At 74.4% G+C, this 2,266-nt stretch carries 3 protein-coding genes; 2 read left to right on the top strand and 1 reads right to left on the bottom strand.

Annotated elements, in window-relative coordinates; genetic code table 11:
• Window positions 1-165: 165 nt before the first annotated feature.
• Window positions 166-648 (bottom strand): CarD family transcriptional regulator, encoded by a 483-nt coding sequence (locus ABIE39_RS18685; protein WP_031315710.1) that lies wholly within the window; start codon window positions 646-648, stop codon window positions 166-168.
• Between the two features lie 357 nt (window positions 649-1,005).
• On the opposite strand from ABIE39_RS18685, the gene ABIE39_RS18680 reads away from it, so the two are divergent.
• Entirely contained in the window at window positions 1,006-1,512 is a 507-nt protein-coding gene (locus ABIE39_RS18680; RefSeq protein WP_167405759.1) for a hypothetical protein, read from the top strand.
• Between the two features lie 106 nt (window positions 1,513-1,618).
• Entirely contained in the window at window positions 1,619-2,146 is a 528-nt protein-coding gene (locus ABIE39_RS18675) for a septum formation family protein (protein ID WP_186810435.1), read from the top strand.
• The last annotated feature ends 120 nt before the right edge of the window (window positions 2,147-2,266 follow it).

Below are 2,266 nucleotides of genomic sequence, written 5' to 3'. Positions count from 1 at the left end.
GCGCCCCCCCCGGGGGGGGGCGCGCCGCGGGGGGGGGGGGGGCCCGGGGCCCGCCCCCCCCCCCCCCCGCCCCGCCCCCGGGGGGGGGGGGGGGCCGCCCCGCGCCGCCCCCCCCCCCTCCCCGGTGGTCTGTGGCGCTGACTGCGCGGGCCGCGGCCCGGGACGTCAGGAGGCGAGCACCTCGTCGAGGATCGCCTCGGCCTTGTCCTCCTCGGTGTGCTCCGCCAGCGCGAGCTCCGAGACGAGGATCTGCCGAGCCTTCGAGAGCATGCGCTTCTCGCCGGCGGACAGGCCGCGGTCGGCGTCCCGGCGGGAGAGGTCGCGCACGACCTCGGCGACCTTGATCACGTCACCCGACGCGAGCTTCTCGAGGTTCGCCTTGTACCGGCGCGACCAGTTGGTCGGCTCCTCGGTGTAGGGTGCACGAAGCACCTCGAACACACGGTCGAGACCCTCCTGGCCGACGACGTCACGCACGCCGACGAGGTCGACGTTCTCGGCTGGGACTTCGATGGTCAGGTCGCCCTGCGCGACCTTGAGCTTGAGGTAGATCTTGTCCTCTCCGCGGATGGTGCGCGTCTTGATCTCCTCGATCAGTGCGGCTCCGTGGTGCGGGTAGACAACGGTCTCGCCTACTGTGAACGTCATCTGCAGATGTCCCCTTTCGCGGTGGTCCACCTTACCACGCGGAAGGGCGGAAATCCGAGCCCCTCGGCCCCTTGACAAGCCCGTCACCAGCACGTTCGCCCAGGTCAGGGCCGTGTCAGCGCGCCTGACGAATCTCGACTCGGTGCCCCATCGGCGCCCCGACGGCGTCTCCGGGGCACCTCACGACCCCCTGCAGGACCTTCACGAGGCCCGACGACCACCGTCCCGGCACGCCCAGCGCCACGTGACGCCGCTCACGCCACGGCCGCGGGCCGGCCGTTCCGGCCGCCCCGGTCCTCCCGACGCACTAGGCTGGGCGCGGAATCCCGTCCCCCTTCTTGCAGCCCTGGAGTGCACGTGACCCGCATCCCGACCCCCCGAGCCTCGACCCGTGCGGAGTCCCGGGCCACCGGCCGCGCGCGCGCCTGGGCCGTGCCCCTCCTGGTCGCCGGTGTGGCCCTCGCGTCCGCCTGCTCCCCCATCGAGACGAACCGCCCGTACTCCCCCTCCGACGGCCTGCGGGTCGACCTCACGAGCGAGCTGCGCGGGCTCAACCTGCTCGTCGTGACCGCGGAGGACGGCGAGCCGGGCGCGCTCGTCGGGGCCTTCGCCAACGACTCGACCGAGGACGTGGAGTTCGACGTGACGCCCGAGGGCGGCGCCCCCGTGACGATCCCCGTCGCGGCGGGCGAGACGGTCTACCTCGGCGCCGAGGACGGCTTCGACGCGCAGATCGGCCGCGTCGACGCGGCGCCGGGCGCGATGCTGCCCGTCACGGTGAGCACGACGACGGGCGAGGAGCAGGCCCTGTCCCTCCCCGTCCTCGACGGCACCCTCGAGGAGTACGCGCACCTCCTGCCGTGACCGCGCAGGTCGCGCCAGAAATCGGCTCGGCCCGTGTCACCGCCCGGCGCTAGCCTTCGCGTGCCGTCCCGCCACCCTGGTCGGGGCTCGTACCGAAGGAACCCAGGTGACCCTCCCCCGCTCCACCCGCCGGCCGCTCGTCCTCGTCGTGAGCGCCGTCGCCCTCGCCCTGACCGCGTCGGGCTGCGGCGCGATCCTCGACGAGATCTCCGGACCCGCCGACGCCCAGCGTGACGAGCCCGGCGGCGAGGTGACCGAGGCGTCGGACGCCGACGTCTTCTCGGTCCAGGTCGGCGACTGCATCGTCTCCTCGAAGCTGGACGACGCGGACCAGGTCGAGTCCGTGCCCGTCGTGCCGTGCTCGGAGCCGCACGACGCCGAGGTCTACGCCGAGACCGAGCTCCCCGCGGGCGACTACCCCGGTGACGAGGCCGTGACGACGAGTGCCGAGGAGTTCTGCTACGGCGCGTTCGAGGCGTTCGTCGGGCTCCCCTACGAGGAGTCGGCGCACGAGTACTGGTACTTCACGCCGCGCGCGGACGGCTGGAAGCTGCAGGACGACCGCGTGGTCCAGTGCGTCCTCGACACGAACGGCACCGACGTCACGGGCTCGCTCCAGGGCAGCGCGACCTGACCCCCTGACCCGTCCCGCACGCACGACGGCGCCCCCCCCCCCGGGGGGGGGGGGGCCCGGGGGGGGGGGGGGCCGGGGCCGGGGGGGGGGGGGGCGGCCCCCCCCCCCGGCCGCGGGTTA

The organism is Cellulosimicrobium sp. 4261 (assembly GCF_040546915.1).
Lineage (GTDB): Bacteria > Actinomycetota > Actinomycetes > Actinomycetales > Cellulomonadaceae > Cellulosimicrobium > Cellulosimicrobium cinnabarinum.
This window is presented reverse-complemented; position numbering and strand designations above follow the sequence as displayed.

What these genes read in the sequence shown, in the direction of transcription:
- ABIE39_RS18685 (WP_031315710.1), bottom strand. Translation starts at nt 648, where the DNA reads ATGACGTTCACAGTAGGCGAGACCGTTGTCTACCCGCACCACGGAGCC.